Consider the following 20,130-nt stretch of genomic DNA (forward strand, 5'->3'; position numbering starts at 1 on the left):
ATCGTTCATGCCTCGGGCGCCTTGAGCCGCTTGCGCAGCGACTGGCGGTAGCTGCTCCAGCCCAGGTGCAGCGCCATCAGCAGGGTGAAGATGACGAAGGCCAGGGCGATGGGCCGGTCGAGCAGGATGGCGATGTCGCCGCCGGAGAGGATCACCGACTGGCGCAGGTTCATCTCCAGCATCGGGGTCACGATGAAGGCCACCAGGAAGGTCACGAAGGAGTAGTCGAACTTCTTCAGGAAGTAGCCGAAGATCGCGAAGGCGAACACCGTGACCAGCCCGAAGGTGCCGTAGCCCTGGACCTGGATGCCGGCCAGGCACAGGAAGATCACCACCGGGATCACGATATGGGCCGGCACGCTGGTGACCTTGGCGAAGAGGCGCAGGCCGTACCAGCCCACCGCCAGCATCAGCACGCTGGCCACGATCATTCCCGAGAACAGCGTGAAGAGCATCTGGGGGTGGTCGCGCAGCATCAGCGGCCCCACCTGGATGCCGTGGATCATGAAGGCCCCCACCAGCAGCGCCGCCGAGACGCTGCCGGGGATGCCCAGGCCGAACAGCGGAATGTAGCTGGCCGGGATCACCGCGTTGTCCGAGGCCTCGGCGGCGGCGATGCCCTTGGGGTTGCCCTTGCCGAAGCTGTCCGGGTCCTTGTCGGTGCGCTTGGCCAGGCCATAGGCCATGAAGGCCCCCACCGACGGCCCCAGGCCCGGCAGCGCCCCCACGAAGGCCCCCACGCCGGTGCTCCTGAAGATGGTCGGCAGGGTGCCCTTGAACTCCGGCCAGGAGAGGTCGTCATCGGCCTCCTTGCCCAGCGTGATCACGCGGCCGCCCTTGTTGCGGCGGTACTCGTCGAGCTGCACGAACATCTCGGCGAGCGCCAGGGTCCCGATCACCAGCGGCAGGATCGGCACCCCCTCCATCAGCTCCGCATGGCCGAAGGTCAGGCGCATGGCGCCGGTCTCCGGGTCCAGGCCCACGGTGCCGAGGATCACCCCCATGCCCCCCGCGGCCAGGCCCTTGAGAAAGGAGCCCCCCGCCATGCCGGCGATGAACACCAGCGCGAAGAGCAGGATCGCGGCCAGCTCGTAGGGACCGAACTTCAGCGCGATCGACGCGAAGGGAATGGCCACCGCGATCAGCAACAGGGTGGCCAGCAGGTCGCCGATCACCGAGGCCAGCAGGCCCACCTTGAGGGCCTTGCGCGGCTTGCCCGAGCTCGCCATGGGGTAGCCGTCCAGGCAGGTGGCCGCCGAGGAGGGCTCCCCCGGGGTGTTGAGCAGGATCGCCGAGACCGCACTGCCCGCCGCGGTGCCCTTGGAGAGCCCGATCAAAAAGGCGATGGCCGCATAGGCCGACATGTAGAAGGTCAGCGGAATGGCGATGGCGATGGCGATGGCCACCGCCCGGTTGAGACCCGGGATCACCCCCACGATATAGCCGAGCAGCACCCCGCCGAGGATGACCGCGATGGACTCGTAGTGCAGGGCGGCCGCGAAGGAGCCGAGGATGGCATCGAATCCCATCTCACACCACTCCTATGCGCATCAGGTGGACGGTCAGCACATAGAGGCCGCCGGTGGGAATGGCCGCGGTGAGGGCCAGCACATGCCAGCGCCGCTCGCCGAGGATCAGCAGCAGGCCGGCGATCATCGCCGGGGCCACCCAGGTCAGCGGCAGGCGGTCGATGGCCACGATGAAGGCCAGCACATAGAGGAAGGGCCAGGTCTGGTGCCAGAGGCCGGCGAGGTCGGGCCGGGCCACGAAGGGCTCGCGGGTGCGCAGCAGGGCGATGGCGCTGAGCAGGCTGAGGGCGAGGGCACAGACGAGCATGACCCAGGCGCCGAGGGTGGCCAGGGTGCGGGGGTGCATGCCGACGGCGAAGCCGCGGCCGCCCCAGGTGGGGATGACCCAGGTGAGCAGGAGCACCGCGACGGCGGCAACGCCCAGGCCGGACCAGAAATTCTTGCGCTGGATGGAGGGATTGGCGGTCATTTTTTGTCGTGTACGGCCGGTTGGTCAGTAAAGTCCGTACCCTATCGGCGCCGGATGGCCGGCTCAATGCGGGCCCACGACGGGCAGTCAACGTATGCAGGATAGTCGATCGACGGTCGGGCGGGGCCGGCGGCCAGTGTCAGGCGTCGGTGGGCCTTGTCCGGGCACCGCAGGCGCGCAGGCGCTCCAGCAGTTCGTCCAGGGCGGCATCATCCAGCTCGGGGTCGCAGCCGCCGATGCGCTCGAACCAGGCGCGGGACAGGCACAGGCCCTCGCCTCGCGGCAGACGGCCGAGTCTGAGCCAGGCCAGCAGGCGCCACAGCGGGCCGCGCTGCAGGGTGGGGAGGAGGGCGACATCGACCCGGCCCGCGGCCACCTCGGCGGCCAGCCGGGAGAGCGCCTCGGAACTGGTGGCGTTGCCGATGCCGGGAAAGATCAGCACCGGGCCCTGACTGTGGGCGATGGCGTCGTTGATGCGCTGGCCCGGGGGGGCGGGAAGGACGCTGAGCAGGCGTGCGCCGTAGCGGTGCGCCATGCGTGGCAGCCGGGCATCGCCGGTGTCGTCGATGATCCCCAGGAAGAAGGTGTCGGCACGGGCCAGCGGGGCGACGACGGCCAGCTGCCGCGGCAGGCGGGAGCCGGCGCTGCGGGCGTCGATCAGAATGCAGCCGGTGATGTCAGCCATGCGAACTCCGCTCCAGTAGGCCGCACCCTTGGGTCGTGGGTCGGCTGCCAGGAGTTCGCTGCCGGTACCTCGAGGGGTGGTGTAATGAAGTGTAGCCGTTAGTGTCTCAGAGTATCAAAGGGGTTCGGTGGGAAATCTCTGGGCGCTACAGGATGGTGTTGTCCCCGCCGGGAGGGCTGAGGGGCCTGAGACGCCTCGAGCGCCCTTCAGAGGTGCATTGGCGAATCATTTCGCACTTTCATGGTGCAAAGAATGGGGCTGGACGATGCTTACCAGGGGCGCCAGAAGGGGCTTGATTCAGGCTGGTGCGCCGAAGCGTTTCGTTTTCATTGTTCAAATCAGCAAGTTGCTCTTGTTTTGCCGCATCGGGGTGCAGTGTTGGCATGAGGCGTGCATTGTATTGGGCAGCGCCGGAGAGAATGCCGGCTGCCGTGGGCAGGGTGTCCACGGCGTGCTACAACTTCGCAGTACCCCGAATTCGACGTATCCCGATCTCGCATCACCAAGGCTTCGAGCCAAGTTCAACCCCGGAGGACACCATGTCTGCCAAGACTCTCGCCCTGATTGAAGAACATGACGTGAAGTGGGTCGACCTGCGCTTCACCGATACCCGTGGCAAGGAGCAGCACGTCACCATCCCGGCCCGCGATGTGGACGAGGAGTTTTTCGAGAACGGCCAGATGTTTGATGGCTCTTCCATCTCCGGCTGGAAGGGTATCAACGAGTCCGACATGATCCTGCGTCCGGAAGATGGCACCGCCTTCCTCGACCCCTTCACCGAGGACGCTACCCTGGTGCTGCGCTGCGATATCATCGAGCCGGCCACCATGCAGGGCTACGAGCGTGACCCGCGCTCCATCGCCAAGCGCGCCGAGGCCTACCTGCAGTCCACCGGCCTGGGCGACACCGCTTTCTTCGGCCCCGAACCCGAGTTCTTCATCTTCGACGAGGTGCACTGGAAGGCCGATATCGAGGGCTCCATGTACAAGATCACCTCCGAGGAGGGCGCCTGGGCCACCGACCGTCAGGTCGAGGGCGGCAACCTGGGTCACCGTCCGCGGGTCAAGGGCGGCTACTTCCCGGTGCCCCCGGTGGACAGCTTCCACGATATCCGTGGTGCCATGTGCAACACCCTGGAGGCGATCGGCCAGAGCGTCGAGGTGCATCACCACGAGGTGTCCAACGCCGGCCAGAACGAGATCGGCGTCAAGTTCAACACCCTGGTCAAGAAGGCCGACGAAGTTCAGGAACTGAAGTACGTGATCCACAACGTGGCTCACGCCTACGGCAAGACCGCCACCTTCATGCCCAAGCCGCTGGTCGGCGACAACGGCAGCGGCATGCACGTGCACCAGTCGTTCTGGAAGGATGGCCAGAACCAGTTCGCCGGCGACGAGTACGCGGGTCTCTCCGAGATGGCGCTCTACTACATCGGCGGCATCATCAAGCACGCCCGCGCCCTGAACGCCTTCACCAACGCTTCGACCAACTCCTACAAGCGTCTGGTGCCGGGCTTCGAAGCGCCGGTCATGCTGGCCTACAGCGCCCGTAACCGCTCCGCTTCCATCCGCATTCCGTACACCGCGAGCCCGAAGGGCAAGCGCATCGAGGCCCGCTTCCCGGACCCGACCGCCAACCCCTACCTGTGCTTCGCGGCGATGCTGATGGCCGGCATCGACGGCATCAAGAACAAGATCCACCCCGGCGACGCCATGGACAAGAACCTCTATGACCTGCCGCCGGAAGAGGGCAAGAAGGTGCCGACCGTGGCCCACAGCCTCGACCAGGCCCTGGATGCCCTGGACAAGGATCGCGCCTTCCTGACCGAAGGTGGCGTCTTCACCGACGACATGATCGATGCCTACATCGAGCTGAAGATGGAGGACGTGGAGCGCATTCGCATGACCACCCACCCCATCGAGTTCGACATGTACTACAGCTGCTGATGATGGCAGCGGCCAGGCGCGACGCGACCTGGCCCGGCATCGACGCCCCGGCGTTGATCGAAAAGGGGTTCCGCCATGGCGGAACCCCTTTATCTTGTTCACTATCCAAGCAGGGGTAAGGCAACACCATCCACAGACCGCCAGGAAGGCGGCACGCAGGGGGTATCCATGAACAAGGCCTTGATGGCCCTGGCGGTGGGGCTGTCGTTCAGCCTGGCGGCCCAGGCCCAGACGATCTATCGCACCACCGACGCCCAGGGCAACGTGGTCTTTACCGACAACCCGGACCGGGGCGGCGAGCAGGTGGAGCTGGCGCCGCTGACCGTGGTGCCCTCCAGCGGCGAGGTGCGCCGCGGCGAGCCGGCGCCACGGCTCGAGGCCAGCGGTGCCGCCGCGGCGACGGGCTCGCCCGGCCAGCCCTTCATGCCCTACGACAGCTTCCGCATCCTCTCCCCCAGTCATGAGCAGGCCTTCCCGGTGGGGGCGGCGGGCAACGTGCCGGTGGAGCTGGGCATCCAGCCCGAGCTGCGCGAGGACCATCGCGTGCGCCTGCTGGTGGACGGCCAGGTGAGCCAGACGGCGATGCACACCACCGCCTTCATGGTGGCCAACATGAACCCCGGCGAGCACGTGCTGCAGGCGGAGCTGCTCGACGGCAGCGGCGCCGTTCGCCACCGCAGCTCGCCGGTGACCATCTATGTGCACCGGGCCAGCGTCAACCGGCCCGCCGATTAGCTGCCCCCTCGCTGGGCGCCCTGGCCGTGGTGCCCGGACGGCAGCCCGAGGCCCTGTCGCCCCCCGCATGGCGACCGCTGGCCACCCCATGGCGGCGGGCCGCTCTACCCGCCCGTGAAGCCGCCGCCCCCACCTGCCGAGGCGCCCTCGCCGCTGCGGCGCGGTGCGGAATCCATTCGACGGCTGCCGGACGATGACCCGCCGCTGCGCCGTCATGAGGAGCGCGGCACCTCCCGCTGAGCCCTTGCGGGGCACTCGGTGCACCGACATCGTCCGCCGCGCCGTGCAGCCCTTCCTTTTCTGCACTATTTTGGTGCGGCGGGGTGGCGATCCGCCGCCGCGGAGCCCCTGGTGGCGGGCCTTGCGAGTCTGGCGCGCTTCTTGCAATCGCTTGGTGTCTACCCTGGATCCGATATGGCCCCTTCGATGTATCAACGCTTGATGGAGCACCTCACCACCGCCGTGGTCCTGCTGGACGGCGAGCTGAGGCTGCGATGGATGAACCCTGCCGCCGAGGCGCTGCTGGCGAACAGCCTCAGCCGGGTGCAGGGTGTGGCGCTGTGCGCCCTGATGGAGAGCGATGATGGACTCGGCGCGGTACTGGGCAAGGCCCGGGACGAATTTCACCCCTTCACCCAGCGCGAGGCGCGCCTGACCATGCTGGGCGGCGAGGCGCTGACGGTGGACTACACGGTCACGCCGCTCTCCCGGGAGGAGCTGCTGCTGGAGATCGAGCCCCGCGACCGGCTGATGCGCATCTCCCGGGAGGAGGCGCTGCTGACCCGTCAGGAGACCATCAAGGTGCTGACCCGCGGCCTGGCCCACGAGGTGAAGAACCCCCTGGGCGGCATTCGCGGGGCGGCCCAGCTGCTGGAGCGCGACCTCGACGACCCGGACCTGAAGGAGTTCACCCGGATCATCGTCGAGGAGGTGGATCGGCTGCGCGACCTGGTGGACTCCATGCTGGGCCCCAACCGGGTGACCCGCCACGAGCCGCTCAATATCCACAAGGTGCTGGAGCGGGTGCGCTCGCTGCTGAGCGTCGAGCACCCCCAGGTGCGGGTCGAGCGCGACTACGACCCCAGCCTGCCGGACCTGGCCGGCGACGAGGCCCAGATGATCCAGGCGGTGCTCAACGTGGCCCGCAATGCCGTGGAGGCGATGACCGAGTCGGGGACGCCCGAGCCGCGGCTGGTGCTGCGCACCCGGGCGCGCCGCCAGTTCACCCTGGGCGCCGAGCGCCACCGCCTGGTGTGCGAGGTGGCGATCATCGACAACGGCCCCGGCGTTCCCGAGGCGCTGCGCGAGACGCTCTTCTATCCCATGGTCTCCGGCCGCGCCGAGGGCAGCGGCCTGGGGCTCTCCATCGCTCAGGCGATCCTGCACCAGCACCAGGGCCTGATCGAATGTGATTCCGAGCCAGGCCAGACCGAATTCCGACTGCTGATTCCCCTGGAGAAGCGCCATGACTGACGCCGCTCGCGTGGTGGTCGTCGATGACGACCGCGCCATCCGCTGGGTGCTCGAACGTGCCCTCGCCCAACCCGACCTCGACGTGGAGTGCATCGAGCGCGCGGACACCGCCCTGCAGCGCCTGCTCGACAATCCGCCCGACGTGCTGGTCACCGACATCCGCATGCCCGGCATCGATGGCCTGGACCTGATGGCCCGGGTGCGCGAGGCCCATCCGGACCTGCCGGTGATCGTGATGACCGCCCACTCCGACCTGGACAGCGCGGTGGCCTCCTACCAGGGCGGGGCCTTCGAGTACCTGCCCAAGCCCTTCGACGTCGACGAGGCGCTGGCCCTGGTGCGTCGTGCCGTGGCCCACGCTCGGGAGCGCCAGCGCCCGGTCATCGTGCCCGAGGGGCTGGATGCCGAGATCATCGGCGAGGCGCCGGCCATGCAGGAGGTGTTCCGCGCCATCGGCCGGCTGTCACACTCGCACATCACCGTGCTGATCAACGGCGAGTCGGGGACCGGCAAGGAGCGGGTGGCTCGGGCGCTACACCAGCACAGCCCGCGGGCCGGCAAGCCCTTCATCGCCCTGAACATGGCGGCGATCCCCAAGGACCTGATCGAGTCCGAGCTGTTCGGCCACGAGAAGGGCGCCTTCACCGGCGCGGCCGCCCAGCGCCAGGGCCGCTTCGAGCAGGCCGACGGCGGCACCCTCTTCCTGGACGAGATCGGCGACATGCCCGCCGAGACCCAGACCCGCCTGCTGCGTGTGCTGGCCGACGGCGAGTTCTACCGGGTCGGCGGCCACACGCCGGTGAAGGTGGACGTGCGCATCATCGCCGCCACCCACCAGAACCTCGAGAGCCTGGTGGAGGATGGGCGCTTCCGCGAGGACCTCTTCCACCGCCTCAACGTGATCCGCGTGCACCTGCCGAAGCTGGCCGAGCGCCGCGAGGATATCCCGCGGCTGGCCCGTCACTTCCTGGCCGAGGCCGCCAAGGAGCTCTCCACCGACGTCAAGGTGCTGACGCCCGAGGCCGAGAGCCACCTGACCCGCCTGCCCTGGCCGGGCAACGTGCGCCAGCTGGAGAACACCTGCCGCTGGCTGACGGTGATGGCCTCCGGGCGCGAGATCCTGGTGGAGGACCTGCCCCCGGAGCTGCGCCACGAGGACGGCAGCAGCGTCCCCAGCGGCGACTGGCGCACCGCCTTCCGGGACTGGGCCGACCGGGCCCTGGCGGCGGGGCATACCCACCTGCTGGAAGAGGCCGTACCGGACTTCGAGAAGATCCTGATCGAGACCGCCCTGCGCCACACCGGCGGGCGCAAGGGGGAGGCCGCGGAGCTGCTGGGCTGGGGACGCAATACCCTGACCCGAAAATTGAAGGTATTGCTGCCGGCGCTGGCCGACGGGGAGTAGGCTGAGCGCCAAGCGGTCATGAGGGGAAGCTAGCCGAGCAGTCGCCGCGCTAGCAGCCGCTGCATGTCACGGCGGCTGTGGGCAATCAGATAGACGATGAGTCGCTCGCCATGCTGACGATAGAGGATGCGTACCGGCGGCTCGATGACCTGCCGATAGTCACGGATGCCAAGCTCCAGCAGCTCGCGGGGGTGGCTGCCGCGCTCGGGTAGCTCCCCCAGCGAGGCAAGGCGCCCTTCGATGGCGGTCAGTAGCTGTTCGGCCGCTGGCGGCGAGTCCTCAGCAATGAATTCGTAGAGCTCGCGAAGGTCCTCGAAGGCCGAGGCCGTGAGTTCGACCCGCAGCGCCACCGCTAGCGATCTCCTCGGCGCAGCCGGTTAAAACATTCGGCCGCATCCAGGGTCTTGCCCTGCTCGACCTCCTGGCTGCCAAGCGCCAGGATCTTGAGCAGGGCCAGTGTCTCCTGGGTCTGCTCATAGCTGCGGATGTCCTGTACGACCATCCTGGCCTCGCCGTTCTGGGTGATCAGCATGGGCTCGCGCAGCTCGTTGAGCGAGCGGGAAATCTCGGCGGCATGGGCCTTCAGATAGCTGATGGGCTTGATGTTCTCTGAGTATTTCATGGTGTCTGGTTCCGCACGGGCGTGTGGACTGAATTTAGTCCTTATTCAGTTTCTCGGCAAGCATCAGGAAGCTTCTGCCTCAGCCAGCCGAAGTCGATATGCTCTTGTTCGAGCCGCACCCGCTCGGCCCAGGTATCGTCGCGCAGCGCAAGGAACAGCGCGAGCTCGGCGTCGGTGAGTCGGGTGGGGGTATGCCCGAGTCGCTTATCGGCGGGCTCCTCGCCCCATAGCAAGCGGTGTGCCAGCAGCGTCTGCTGATCCATCAGCAGCGAGCGGGCGTCGGGCAGCGAGGCACGCACCCGGTCGAGGATACCGAAGCCGTGGGTGTCGATATCGCCCCAGTAATGTACCTCGACCTCCCTGAGCCAGGGGGTACGTACCAGATGCTCCAGACCGTAGCCCAGTCCGAATACCACCAGCGAGCGGGGCACGTCGGGAAAGGCTAGGCCGTTGGTCTGGTTCTCGGTGATGAAGACGCGCTCCACCGTCGGCCGGAAGGTGGCGAACTGCTCGGCGGGGAGACTCAGATCACTCAGCCCCTGCACGTGGAGGGCCGGGTCGAGCAGGCGCAGGCGCACCAGCGGCGAAGGGCTGCGCAGCCCGAAGCGCTGGTTGAAGCCGCGCACCCCACTGGCCGCCGCGTCGATGGCCGAAGCAGGCAATACTTCGTCGAGGAGCACCGCGAGCAGGCCGCGCCTGATCTCGATGAACTTGGTGTCGACGCCGGGAATCGCCAACTGGCGGGGATAGCAGCCGGGCCGCGGGTGGCGCTGGAAATGGTCGAGCACGGCGAGTAACCGAGGCCAGCTCTCCGCGTGCTTCAGTACCTTGAGCGGCTGTCGGCGCAGCCAGTTGGCCAGTCGCGGCTGGCGAGCGAGGATCTCCGTGGCCAGCGCATCGAAGCGTTCGGCATCACGCCGCCGATCTAGCAGCCGCAGGGCGTCCTCGCTAGTGGGAACGATCAGCGCGGCGGGCAGCTCGTTGCTTCCCTGTACGCGGTTGCCCTGGCGGCGGAACTCGATTACGTAGCCGTGGCCCAGGGCATCGAGGCTGTTGTCGCGCAGCCGCCGGACCCAGGCGGCCACCTCGGCGAAGCGTTCGGTGATGTCCCTGGCGGTGGGGCGGCGCAGGCGCAGGTCCAGTGGAAACAGCGGCTCGTCGTCTTCTGCCGGCAGGCGCGCGGCGAGGAGGGCGCCGCTGTCCCAGTGGCGCTGGAGCTGGCGGCGGATCTCCGCCGGCGTGGTCCAAGTCACCTCACAGCACCTCGATCCGTTCCCGGGCGGCCTTCTCCTCGCGGTACTCCTCGATGGTCAGGTTGCGAAGCATCGACTGGCGCCCCGCTTCGTTGTGCACGAAGCCGACGCTGGCGACATAGGGCTCGATGATGTGGATCTTCTGCAGCGGGGTGACGATCAGCAGCTGAAGGTTGAGCCGGGCGAACAGCTCGAGGCCGTAGCGGGCGGATTCGTCGGAGCCACGGCCGAAGGCCTCGTCGATGACCACGAAACGGAAGGAGCGTGAGTGGCTCTCGCCCCACTCCAGGCCGAACTGGTAGGCCAGGCTGGCGGCCAGCACGGTATAGGCGAGCTTCTCCTTCTGGCCCCCCGACTTGCCGCCGGCGTCCGAGTAGTGCTCGTGCTCGCTGTCGTCCTCGCGCCAGCGCTCCGAGGCCGAGAACAGGAAGTGGTGGCGCACGTCGGTGACCTTTCGGGTCCAGCGCCGGTCCAGTTCGCTGCTGCCCTCGCGGCCGCGGAAGCGCTCGATGATCGCCTTGACCTGCAGGAACTTGGCCTCGGAATACTGCTCGTCGTCGCTGCCGCTCAGGGTGCTCTCGGTGCAGGCGCGCAGCTGCTGGCGAAAGTCGCGAACCTCGGCATCCGAACTGGGCTCGGCGACCAAGCGGATAAAGCGCCCCGGGTTATAGTCGATGTCGTGCAATGAGGCGTTGATGGTCGCCACGCGATCCCGGATCTCCTCGCGCTGGCGGTTAAGGAAGGCCTGGAAGCCGGCGATCTCGTGGATAGTATTTTCGTTGAGCAACTGCTTGAAGCGTGCCTCGAAGCGCGGCAGATCATCAGCCTGGAGGGACGCCAGCAGGGCGCGATAGTCGTCACCGGCGGCCAGGCTGGCGTCCACTTCCTCGGTGTCCTGGGGCCAGGCGGTGCGAATGTGTTGCATGGCCTTGACGATCGTCTCGCTCAGCCGGTCTAGTTGCTTCTGACGGGCATCGATGGCCGCCTGCAGCCAGTCGCGCATCTCCCGCTCGCGGTTGTCGCAGGACTCGACGCTGAGCTGGTGCTCACCCAAGGCCTTTGAGCGCTGAGTATCGAGGCGCGGGAAGCAGGCCTGGCGCTGCTCGGCGTCGAGGCTCTCGACCAGGGATCGGGCTTCTGCGAGCTGGATATCGGCCGCCTCGCGTCGCGGCCTCTGGCTGCCCTGTTCGTTCTGGGCCTGGCTCCAGGCCGCCTCGGTGGCGGCGCTGGCGGCCTCCAGTTCCTGTAGCTGGGCCTGCAGCGTCCTGAGCCGGTCGGAACTCTCCTCGAGATTGCGGCGTTCCGCCTCGCGACGGGCCAGCCGTGCCGCCGGGGTGCGCCAGTCGAGGGACGCGAAGTCCTCGAAGCCCTGCAGGCGGCTGAGGTCGCCGCGGCGCTGGCCGAGCCGGCGCTGCTCGGCCTGGACCTCGGCCACCCGGACCGCGCTGGCCTGGATGCGCTGCCGCAGGGCGTCGGCTTCCGTCTCCAGGGCAGCGATCTTGGCTTCGTTGCTCCAGCCCAGCACGTAGCGGGTACGGTCGTCGAGGCGGTGGCGGTCGTCCTTCTCGTGACGCTCGCCGCCGGTCTTGAGCTGGCCGTTGCGGGTCAGGGCGCGCTGCTCGCGGCGGAACTGGCTCAGTTCGCTACAGCAGGCATAGTCGAAGCGCTTGCCCAGCTCCTGTTCCAGCCAGGCGTAGTGGTCGCTGTCGGGGCGAATGGCCAGCTTGCGTACCAGCGACTCGGGATGCAGGGAGGGGGCGGCGACCTGGGTGTCGCGCACCCGGTAGTAGACCAGTCGGCCGCGTAGCTGGGTGCGTTCGACCCAGTCGGCGACCTCGGCGTAGTGGGCGTCGGGCACCAGCAGCGAGAGGGCGAAGTTGTGCAGCACCCGTTCGGCGGCGCCTTCCCAGTCGCGGGCGTCCTCGCGCACCTGCAGTAGCTCGCCGGCGAAGGGCAGGGTGCCCTCCTCCAGGCCTGTGGCCTCACAGAGCCGCTCGCGCAGGGCGAGCATGCGCGCCGGCAGGTTGGAGCGGCGCTCACGCAGCGAGGCCAGCTCGGTGTCGAGGGTATCATGCTGCTCCTTCAGGCCGCGCAGCGTCAACTCGTGGTCTGTACGCCGTTCGGTCAGGACGTGCTCGTCGTCGTCCAGGCTGGCCAGCGCTCGGTCCACGCTCGCAGCGTTGGCCTGGAAGGCCTCGGCATCCTCGGCGACCTCCAGGCCTACTGCTTCGGCCAGCTCCCGGTAGCGGTCGGCACGACGGCGACAGTAGTCACGCGCCTCGCCGAGTTGTTCGATCTCGTGGGCCAGTTGGGCCAGGCGGTCGCCGCCGCTGTCGGCGATGGCCTGGCGCAGGTCGTCACGCTGGCTGGCCTCTCGGCGACGCTGTTCGGTCAGCTCGTCGAGCCGGGTGGCCAGCCGCGCAAGGTCCGCGTCCAGGCGCTCCAGGCGGCGTTCCAGCAGGGTGGCCTTGTGGCTCGCGAAGTAACTCTTCAGCGCCTCGCGATCGGCGACCTGCTCGGCCTGCTGGACCGCCAGTTCGGCGTGGCGGTCGAGGTTGTCCACCAGCGGGGTCAGCGCCTCGATCTTGCGGCGTGCCTCGAGCACGGCGGCGTGGGCGCGGTCGAGGTCGTCGAAATGGCGGATCAGGCCGGTGATGCGCTCCTCCATGGACAGCGCCTCGAGCATATGGGTGCGCACGAAGTCGGTCAGGTTGCCCACCGACTTCATCGACACCGTCTGGTTGAACAGCTCCATGGCCTGGTCGTTGCTGGCGCCGAGGCCGAACCGCCGGCGGAAGGCGGCCCCATAGGGCGGGAAACTGTCGTGCAGTTCCACTGGGGGGCTGTCGCGCAAGCGTTTCTTGAGGTACTTGAGATCGCTGCCGAAGTCGTCGAAGTCGCCGGCGATGGCCAGTTCCCGGTCGGCCACCACGTAGAAGCGATCAGGCTGGCCCTGGGTATCGGTGATCCAGAATACCTGGGCCAGGGTCACGTGGGTGTCGAAGCCCTCGTTGTAGAAGTGGCCGAGGATCACCGAGTAGCTGTTGTGATCGCGCAGGCCGACGGCCTTGGCGCTGAGCCCCGCCTCGCCGCGTTCGCTCTTGTAGTGGCCCAGCACGTAGGAGCGCAGGCTGCGCTCCTTGGCCTCGGCGCCGGCCGCCTTGTTGTAGGTGATGCGCTGGGCGGGCACCAGTAAAGTGGTGATGGCATCGACTAGGGTGGACTTGCCGGAGCCGATGTCGCCGGTCAACAGGGCGTTGTCGCCGCCGGCTTCCAGGCGCCATACGCGCTGGTGGAAGGTTCCCCAGTTGTAGACCTCCAGGCGCTGCAGGCGAAAGCCGGCGCGTCCCGGCGGCGCCCCGAAGTCGAGTTCACCGAGCTGCATATCAGCCTTTCTCCTCGGCATGTTCACGGTATTCGGCCAGGCGCTGTTCGAACTCGGCGAGCCACTGGGCATCGACGAAGGACTTGAGTAGGCGGCGCACCTCGAAGCGTGGCTGCTCGCCCTTGAGGCGACGCAGGAAGCCCAGTTCCACCACCTTGTTGATGTGGCCGTCGAGTCGATCAAGCAGGCGCGCCTCGTTGCTGGTGTCGGCGAGGAATAGAGCGAGCATCTCTTGGAGCTGCTCGCGGGAGAGAATCAGGCGCGGCTCGTCGCTGCCGGCATCCTGCTCGGCAAGCTTCTTGCGCAGCAGTGCCAGCAACAGGCTGACCGGATAGCTCAGCGGCTGGCGACGCACCAGGCGGGGCAGCGGGTGCTCGTCGTCGTCCGCTCGCTGGATCAGGTAGGCGTGGCCTTCGGCCTCGTCGAGTATCAGCGACAGCCCCAGCGGGGCCAGGTGGTCGCGCAGTCGCGCCTGGTGGTCGAGCAGATCCTGCCACTGACCGGGGTCGCGGTCCTGATAGAGGACACCCTTCACAAGGGCGATCAGGACCAGCGAGAAGCGTCGCTCGCCGGAGGGCGGTGAGGTGTCTGAGATGATGTCGCTCATGGGCTGGGCACCTGTTGACGGGTAAAAATAACGCGCGGGAGCCGGGCGCGCCGCCAGCGCCCCTGGTCGTCGTGCCAGGTGAGTTCCTGGGGGTGGGCCTCGTCGAGCAGCCCCTGGTGCCCCTCGGTGGCGATGGCCAGCCAGGCCACCAGCTCGGCGAGCCCCTGCCGGAGCGGCTCCTCGGCCAACAGCTCATCGAGGGTGACCTGGTCGCGGGTCTGTAGCGCTCGGCGTACTCGGGCGCGCAGGCGCTCCTTGTCCACATGGTGCTGGTCGAACAGCGCCTGGGCGCCGATCTCTTGGTCGTTGCCGCTGGTCAGACGCTCGGCGACGATTGCATGGCATGGCTTGATGGGTGGGTGGAACAGCGGTCGCTCCATGGGCAGCTCGAGGCGTGGTGCCGGCTCGTCGAGGCTCATCATCTCCTCCAGGGGGGCGTTCTCGCGCAGTGCCAGGGCGTGGCGCTCGATGTTGTGCAGGATGCCCATGATGCGGCGGTTCTCCAGCCAGCCCTGGTCGTCCAGATAGCGCCGCAGCTGCTCGGAGAGCCGGGCGACGGTGCCCTGGGCCACTTCGCCGGCCGACAGCCAGTCGTAGTGGATGCGTGCCAGGCGCGGGTCGGGGGCCAGCTCGGCGACCGGCTCCAGGCTCAGGATGCGCTCCAGCAGCGTGGTGAGTTCTTCCTGGCGAGCCGGCGACATCAGGAACTCCCAGAAGGCATGGAAACTGCGTCCCTGGTCGGAGTCGCGGATGGCATCGTGGTCGCCGAAGACCTCTTCGAGCAGCTCGCCCTTGCTTCCCTCCCAGGTGGCGATGCGCTCACGTAATTCGCGATCGAGGTGGCGGAAGTTCTGCTCGACCTGGCGAAAGTCGGCTAGCAGGGCCCTCGCAGTGTCGGTCATCTGCAGGAAGCGCTCGCGCAGGGCCGTCGTCGCCATCAGGTCGAGGCGTCCGGCGCGGATCTCGGCGATCTCGCCGTCGATGGCATCGCGGCGCCGCTCCAGGTCACGGATGCGGGTCTCGGGGTCGGTCTCGCTACCCTGGTCGATCTCGCGCAGCAGGTCAAAGACCTGCTTGAGGCGCGATTCCGCGCCGATGAATTGGCGCTGCTCGAGACCCGACAGCCAGTGCAGGGCCTGCTCGGCGGCCGGTGTAAGGTCGAAGTGCGGCTCGTCGCCCGCGGCAGGGTAGTATTTGCGCAGCCAACGGTGACGATCGTCGGCCCACTCGTTGAGATAGGCCATGGCCTCGCGGGGGAAGGCCGCCTCACCGAGCTCCTGACGCAGATGATGGAGCCAGTCTTCCAGCTGCGCGCCCAGGGGTTGTTCGGCAATGCTGCGCAGGTTCGGCACGATGAAGGTGCGCTGCAGAAAGCCGATGATCATCGGGGCGTTTTCGGCACGCAACAGGGTCCACGCCGGATGTGAATGGCGTAGCTGCTGCAGGTAGTCGAAATCCAGGTGGCGCATCATTGGCACAGGATAGCCTGGCATGTGCCGTGGCCCAAGCCGATGATGGCAAAGCGCCCGCCGGGAGTGCCAGAATGGGATTCTCAAGGAGAGAATGCCCATGACGCAGATGAGCTGGGAGCGGCTGCTGGACCCGAGCCGCCTGCACGACCGGCGCGACGAGCGCCCCGGCGGGGGCCGCGACGAGATCGGCCGCAGCCCCTTCCACAAGGATCACGATCGAATCGTCTTCGCCGGCTCCTTCCGCCGCCTGGGGCGCAAGACCCAGGTGCACCCGCTGACCGACAACGACCATATCCACACCCGCCTGACCCACTCCCTGGAGGTGGGCTGCGTGGGTCGCTCGCTGGGGATGATCGTCGGCGAGCGGCTCAGCGGCCGGCTGCCGGCCTGGATCACCCCGGCGGACCTCGGTGTGATCGTCCAGGCCGCCTGCCTGGGCCACGACATCGGCAACCCCCCCTTCGGTCACGCCGGCGAGTACGCCATCCGCGACTGGTTCAAGCACGCCGAGAGCGACGGCAGCGGCCTGCTGGAGGGGCTCTCGCCCCTGGAGCGCGAGGACCTGCTCACCTACGAGGGCAACGCCCAGGGCTTTCGCATCGTCACCCAGGTCGAGTACAACCAGTTCCGCGGCGGCATGCGGCTGACCACGGCGACGCTCGGCACCATGCTCAAGTACCCCTGGACGGTGGAGCACGGCGGGGCGGCCGGCAAGTTCGGCTGCTACCAGAGCGAGCGGGAGTTGCTGGTCGAGGTGGCCGAGCGGCTGGGGCTGCTGCCCCAGGGGACGGGGCGCTGGTGTCGCCATCCGCTGGCCTGGCTGGTGGAGGCCGCCGACGACATCTGCTACGCGCTGCTCGACCTGGAGGATGGCCTGGAGATGGGCATCCTGCGCTATGAGGAGGTGGCGGAGATCCTGATCCAGATCGCCGGCGGCGCCCCCGACGACTACGCCGCCATGCAGCGCCTCGGGGTCTCCCAGCGGCGGCGCATCGCCGCCCTGCGCGGGGCGGCCATGGAGCGCGCGGTGAACGACGTGGGGGCGGTCTTCGTGCAGCACGAGGCGGAGCTGCTGGGCGGGCGCCTGCGCCAGGACCTGCTGGAGCTCTGCCACCCGGACCTGGGCTGGGGCGTGGCCTCGGCCAAGCAGCTGGCCCGGGAGCGTATCTTCCAGAACGAGCGCAAGGCCAAGCTGGAGATCGGCGCCTACACGACCCTGGGCATCCTGCTGGAGGCCTTCATCGGCGCGGCCCATGAGCTGCACCATACCGGCCACTCCACCTTCAAGCACCAGCGGGTGCTGGCGCTGATCGGCGAGAATACCCCGCGGCCCTCCTGGTCGCTCTACGACAGCTATCGGCGCATGCTCGATTTCATCGGCGGCATGACCGATCACTATGCGGTGGATCTGGCCCAGGAGATGGGCGGGCGACTCAGGGGCGACTGAGCCCCAAGGCGGTTCAGCCCCGCTCGGGCAGGCGCTCGAGGCGAGCGGCGCGCTCCAGCAGCACGCCGATCACCGCGTCGTGGGTCTCGGTATCGAAGTCGCCAGGGCAGAGCTCACCGAGCTGATCGGCGAGGCGCTCGCCGCTGACCACCAGCAGGTCCTCGGGGCCCTGGCGGGCGTCCACCTCCCAGCCGGGCAGGGTCAGCACGCCCATCACCGGCACCGTGCGGCCGGTCAGCTCGGAGAGCCAGTTACCCAGCCACAGGGTCAGCTCCCGGGTCTTCTCCAGCGGGGCATGCTCGCTCCAGCCGGGGAAGCGCAGACGCGTCTTCTCCACCGTGACCAGGTTGATCTCCTTGCCTGAGGGGGTGAAGGGGCGGGTGCGGGCCCGGGTCTCCACCACGAAGACCCCGCAGGGGGTCACCACCACGTGGTCGATGCGAGTGCCGCGGGCCGGCACGTCGTGGAACACATAGTAGGGGTGGGCCTCGGGACGGATCAGTCGCTCGAGCTCCTGGCCCACCGCCAGCTCGCAGGCCAGGCCCAGCTTGAGGCGCCGGATGCGCTGGAAGTCGCGCATCAGCAGGAAGCAGAAGAGCAGCACCAGCAGGGTGCTGAGCACCCCGTAGAGGGACCACTCGACCCAGTCCTGCTCGCTGGCGAAGAGCATGCGGCCCATGCCGTAGACCAGCGGTGCCAGGGTGGCGATCGGGCCCAGGGCGCCGTTGAGGAAGAGACCGGCGAAGGCGCGGTCCAGGCGGTCGCGCAGGCCCTGGCCGGGCTCGCGCAGCGGGTGGGCGTCGAAGGGGGAGTGTACCCGGGCGTCGTGAAGGTTGCGCAGCGCCACCACGATCACCGCCAGCGCGGCAAGGGGGAACAGGAAGATCAGGGGAAGCAGGTATTCCAGCCAGGCCATCGGGGTTCCTTGCCCATCAGTCGGGGAGAGGCGGAGTGTCGGGCCCATTCTAGACAACCTCTGCCCTTCGGGGCCATGCTCTTTCGGCACTCGGCATCAACGACACCCCGGGGAGAGCGCGGTATGACGACAGCCATCCAGGGCATGACGCTCGGCAGCGAGGCCCAGCGGGCACTCGGCGACTTTGTCCTGCGCCATCCGCGCCTGGCGGTGCTGACCGGTGCCGGCATCAGCACCGCCAGCGGGATTCCCGACTATCGGGATGCCGCCGGCGCCTGGAAGCGCTCACCGCCCATGCAGCATCAACAGTTCATGGGCAGCCATGCGGCGCGCCAGCGCTACTGGGCGCGGGCCCTGGCGGGCTTTCGGGTGCTCGGCACGGCGCGCCCCAATCCGGCCCATCGGCGGCTGGCCGAGCTGGAGGCCATGGGGCGGGTCAGCGGGGTGATCACCCAGAACGTCGACGGCCTGCACCAGCGTGCCGGCTCCCGGCGGGTCATCGATCTGCACGGCCGCGCCGACCGGGTGCGCTGCATGGGCTGCGGCGCCAACCGCATGCGCCACGACCTGCACGCCGAGCTGGCGCGGCTCAATCCCGGCTGGGCCGAGGTGGCGGCCCGGGCGGCACCCGATGGGGACGCCGACCTGGAGGCGGACTTCTCCGACTTCCGGGTGCCCGGCTGCTCCCGCTGCGGGAGCGGCATCTGGAAGCCCGACGTGGTGTTCTTCGGCGACAGCGTGCCCCGGGAGAGCGTGGAGCGGGCCTTCGCCCTGCTGGCGGAGAGCGATGCCCTGCTGGTGGTGGGCAGCTCGCTGATGGTCTTCTCCGGCTTCCGCTTCGCCCGCGCGGCGGCCCGGGAGGGCAAGCCGATCGCCTGCTTCAACCTCGGCCGCACCCGTGCCGATGACCTCTACGCCCTCAAGCTGGAGGCGCCGGTGGAGGCGTCCCTGGCCGCGCTGTGCGGCCTCTGCGGGGGCGACGCCTGACGCCGCTCAGCCGCCGGCCAGCTTGACGGTATAGCCGCGCGCCTGAAGCTCCGCCTTGAGGCGGTCGCGATGGTCGCCCTGGATCTCGATCACCCCCTCCTTTACGGCGCCACCGGTGCCGCACACCTTCTTGAGCTGCTTGGCCAGGGCCTTGAGCTCCGCCTCGGGCAGCGGCACGCCGGCGATCGTGGTGACCCCCTTGCCCTTGCGGCCGCTGGTCTCGCGACGGATACGCACGATGCCGTCGAGTTCGGCCAGGCGGGCCTGCTCGGCGAGTTCTGCGCAGCGGCACTCGGCCACCGGCTGGCGGCAGTCGGGGCAGAGCTCGCCATGTTCGGTGGAGTAGACGAGGCCGCGCAGCTGGTCCTGGAGTGAGGGCATGACAAGGCTCCCTGGCGGGTGGGTGGCGGTGGCTGAACATGTGCAGGGCGATGATAGCGGCCGCGGGCGCTGCGTGCATGTGGGACGCTCGGTGGGGAGCGGCCTCAGCGGCTGGCTCTGCGGCGCGAGGCGGCGGCCTCCAGGGCAAGCCTGGCCACCACGGTGGGCAGCTGGAACATGCTGGTGATCATGATGGCGCCCTCCGGGGTCTCTTCCACATCCGGGTAGCGGTTGAGATGAACCACGATCATGCCCGCCTCCAGGGCGGCGCGAACGCCCACCACCGAGTCCTCGATGGCCAGGCACTGCGCCGGGGCAACGTCCATCTGGCTGGCCGCGTGGCGATAGAGGCCGGGGTCGGGCTTCCAGCAGTTGGCCTCGTAGGCACTGAACAGCCGTTCGCCGAACAGGTCGGCGAGGCCGGTGGCCTGCAGGGAGGTGCGGATCTTGTTCACCGGCCCGTTGGAGACCACGCCCATGGGGTAGGCGTGGAGGGCGGCCAGGGCCTCGGGGGCGCCATCGATGGGGGTGAGCTCGGTGGCCAGCCGCTGGTTGAGGTTGGCCCGCATGGTGGCCTCCAGGGGCTCCAGCGCCTCGGGGTCGACGCTGCCGTGGCGGCACTCGAGGGCGGCGACGATGCGGCGGAAGCGGGCCCCGCGGAATTCGCCGATGTAGTCGGTGGGCTGGAAGGGCAGGCCCACGGCGTTGAGCGCGGTGGCCATCTCGTCGGCGAGCAGCGGCTCGCTGTCGACCAGGGTGCCGTCGCAATCGAAGAGCAGACAGAGGGGGCCGGCCATCACCTAACCTCGCGGAGAGTA

General features: G+C 68.4%; 18 protein-coding genes. 6 read left to right on the forward strand and 12 right to left on the reverse strand.

Going from position 1 to position 20,130, the window contains the following annotated elements; genetic code table 11:
• Window positions 1–5 precede the first annotated feature (5 nt).
• From B6N23_RS11215 to B6N23_RS11225, 3 genes are all read right to left on the reverse strand, one after another.
• Window positions 6–1,529: a tripartite tricarboxylate transporter permease gene (locus tag B6N23_RS11215; protein ID WP_305498892.1), complete on the reverse strand. Its 1,524-nt coding sequence runs from the start codon at window positions 1,527–1,529 to the stop codon at window positions 6–8.
• A 1-nt stretch (window position 1,530) separates the two neighbouring features.
• On the reverse strand, window positions 1,531–1,998 hold the full coding sequence (locus B6N23_RS11220) for a hypothetical protein (RefSeq protein ID WP_305498901.1): 468 nt from the start codon (window positions 1,996–1,998) through the stop codon (window positions 1,531–1,533).
• Window positions 1,999–2,137: 139 nt separating this feature from the next.
• Entirely contained in the window at window positions 2,138–2,683 is a 546-nt protein-coding gene (locus B6N23_RS11225) for a hypothetical protein (protein ID WP_305498906.1), read from the reverse strand.
• A gap of 539 nt (window positions 2,684–3,222) precedes the next feature.
• Between B6N23_RS11225 and glnA the strand changes: the two genes are divergently transcribed.
• The 4 genes from glnA (at window position 3,223) to ntrC (ending at window position 8,242) form a co-directional block, all read left to right on the forward strand.
• The gene (gene glnA / locus B6N23_RS11230; RefSeq protein ID WP_305498908.1) at window positions 3,223–4,629 is read left to right on the forward strand and encodes a glutamate--ammonia ligase; all 1,407 of its coding nucleotides are present in this window, start codon (window positions 3,223–3,225) and stop codon (window positions 4,627–4,629) included.
• 168 nt (window positions 4,630–4,797) lie between these two features.
• The gene (locus B6N23_RS11235; protein ID WP_169956593.1) at window positions 4,798–5,364 is read left to right on the forward strand and encodes a DUF4124 domain-containing protein; all 567 of its coding nucleotides are present in this window, start codon (window positions 4,798–4,800) and stop codon (window positions 5,362–5,364) included.
• 426 nt (window positions 5,365–5,790) lie between these two features.
• Window positions 5,791–6,837, forward strand: a complete 1,047-nt coding sequence (gene glnL / locus B6N23_RS11240) for a nitrogen regulation protein NR(II) (protein ID WP_119023602.1) — start codon at window positions 5,791–5,793, stop codon at window positions 6,835–6,837.
• Window positions 6,830–8,242, forward strand: coding sequence for a nitrogen regulation protein NR(I) (gene ntrC, locus B6N23_RS11245; protein WP_119021372.1), 1,413 nt, complete (start codon window positions 6,830–6,832; stop codon window positions 8,240–8,242). Before glnL ends, ntrC begins: the two co-directional genes overlap by 8 nt.
• Window positions 8,243–8,271: 29 nt before the next feature.
• Here the strand turns inward: ntrC and B6N23_RS11250 are convergent, their stop codons facing one another.
• From B6N23_RS11250 to B6N23_RS11275, 6 genes are read right to left on the reverse strand one after another with little or no spacing between them, the layout of a single operon-like run.
• Window positions 8,272–8,592 (reverse strand): type II toxin-antitoxin system RelE/ParE family toxin, encoded by a 321-nt coding sequence (locus B6N23_RS11250; protein WP_305498914.1) that lies wholly within the window; start codon window positions 8,590–8,592, stop codon window positions 8,272–8,274.
• A gap of 2 nt (window positions 8,593–8,594) precedes the next feature.
• A complete protein-coding gene (locus B6N23_RS11255; protein ID WP_305498916.1) occupies window positions 8,595–8,864 on the reverse strand; it encodes a type II toxin-antitoxin system Phd/YefM family antitoxin in 270 nt (89 codons plus the stop codon).
• Window positions 8,865–8,905: 41 nt separating this feature from the next.
• Window positions 8,906–10,117 carry a Wadjet anti-phage system protein JetD domain-containing protein gene (locus B6N23_RS11260; RefSeq protein ID WP_305498918.1) on the reverse strand — a complete coding sequence of 404 codons (1,212 nt, stop codon included), beginning with the start codon at window positions 10,115–10,117 and terminating at the stop codon, window positions 8,906–8,908.
• Window position 10,118: 1 nt separating this feature from the next.
• Entirely contained in the window at window positions 10,119–13,502 is a 3,384-nt protein-coding gene (locus B6N23_RS11265; RefSeq protein WP_305498920.1) for an ATP-binding protein, read from the reverse strand.
• 1 nt (window position 13,503) lies between these two features.
• A complete protein-coding gene (locus tag B6N23_RS11270) occupies window positions 13,504–14,109 on the reverse strand; it encodes a DUF4194 domain-containing protein (RefSeq protein ID WP_305498922.1) in 606 nt (201 codons plus the stop codon).
• Window positions 14,106–15,581, reverse strand: coding sequence for a DUF3375 domain-containing protein (locus B6N23_RS11275; RefSeq protein WP_305498924.1), 1,476 nt, complete (start codon window positions 15,579–15,581; stop codon window positions 14,106–14,108). The genes B6N23_RS11270 and B6N23_RS11275 overlap by 4 nt, the downstream gene beginning before the upstream one ends.
• A gap of 97 nt (window positions 15,582–15,678) precedes the next feature.
• Here B6N23_RS11275 and B6N23_RS11280 point away from each other — a divergent pair, with 97 nt between their 5' ends.
• Window positions 15,679–17,028, forward strand: a complete 1,350-nt coding sequence (locus tag B6N23_RS11280; protein ID WP_305498926.1) for a deoxyguanosinetriphosphate triphosphohydrolase — start codon at window positions 15,679–15,681, stop codon at window positions 17,026–17,028.
• 13 nt (window positions 17,029–17,041) lie between these two features.
• Here B6N23_RS11280 and B6N23_RS11285 read toward each other — a convergent pair whose 3' ends face one another.
• Window positions 17,042–17,944 (reverse strand): nuclease-related domain-containing protein, encoded by a 903-nt coding sequence (locus tag B6N23_RS11285; protein ID WP_305498928.1) that lies wholly within the window; start codon window positions 17,942–17,944, stop codon window positions 17,042–17,044.
• A gap of 123 nt (window positions 17,945–18,067) precedes the next feature.
• On the opposite strand from B6N23_RS11285, the gene B6N23_RS11290 reads away from it, so the two are divergent.
• Window positions 18,068–18,931, forward strand: a complete 864-nt coding sequence (locus tag B6N23_RS11290; protein WP_305498930.1) for an NAD-dependent protein deacetylase — start codon at window positions 18,068–18,070, stop codon at window positions 18,929–18,931.
• Between the two features lie 6 nt (window positions 18,932–18,937).
• On the opposite strand, the gene B6N23_RS11295 is transcribed toward B6N23_RS11290, so the two are convergent.
• Complete coding sequence (locus tag B6N23_RS11295; RefSeq protein WP_305498932.1) at window positions 18,938–19,312, reverse strand: translation initiation factor Sui1; 375 nt, start codon at window positions 19,310–19,312, stop codon at window positions 18,938–18,940.
• A gap of 104 nt (window positions 19,313–19,416) precedes the next feature.
• Window positions 19,417–20,109, reverse strand: a complete 693-nt coding sequence (locus B6N23_RS11300; RefSeq protein WP_305498935.1) for an HAD family hydrolase — start codon at window positions 20,107–20,109, stop codon at window positions 19,417–19,419.
• Window positions 20,110–20,130: the final 21 nt, after the last annotated feature.

Origin of the sequence: Halomonas alkalicola, from assembly GCF_030704205.1 — a bacterium.
Classification (GTDB): domain Bacteria; phylum Pseudomonadota; class Gammaproteobacteria; order Pseudomonadales; family Halomonadaceae; genus Halomonas; species Halomonas alkalicola.